The sequence below is a fragment of the Enterobacter sp. HMSC16D10 genome, assembly GCF_001807145.1.
In the GTDB taxonomy this organism is placed as follows: domain Bacteria; phylum Pseudomonadota; class Gammaproteobacteria; order Enterobacterales; family Enterobacteriaceae; genus Enterobacter; species Enterobacter roggenkampii.
This window is the reverse complement of sequence record NZ_KV787884.1, coordinates 215797-216126: the sequence shown is the minus strand read 5'-3', so window position 1 is coordinate 216126 and position 330 is coordinate 215797. Positions and strand designations below refer to the sequence as shown.

General features: G+C 63.0%; 1 protein-coding gene. It reads right to left on the bottom strand.

Annotation, left to right across the window (positions count from 1 at the left end; all coding sequences use genetic code 11):
• The coding region (gene vgrG, locus HMPREF3143_RS26325; protein WP_254668437.1) for a type VI secretion system tip protein VgrG at positions 1-330 on the bottom strand (330 nt) is incomplete at both ends.

The following is a 330-nucleotide window of genomic DNA, read 5'->3' as shown; positions in this document are numbered from 1 at the left end:
CGCCGTACTCCGTGCTGACCTTGATATGCTCTTTTCCGCGCTCGTCATCGAGGCGGATTTTGTTGTTCGCCGGGGTACGCAGGACGTTGCGTTTGTAGTTGCGGATGGTGACGTGGTCGCCGTGCGCCGAGTCGTGCAGCACGCCGGCAATGTACGGCCGGTCCGGGTTACCGTCCTCAAAGCCAATCGCCACTTCGGTGCCCGCCAGCAGCGGCAGGTGCAGGCCGTAGGTGTCGCCGGCGTACGGGCGCGACTGGCGTACCCACAGGCTCTCGAACCCGGTTTCCCAGTTATCACGGTCAAACAGCATGTTGACGCGGTAACGACCGT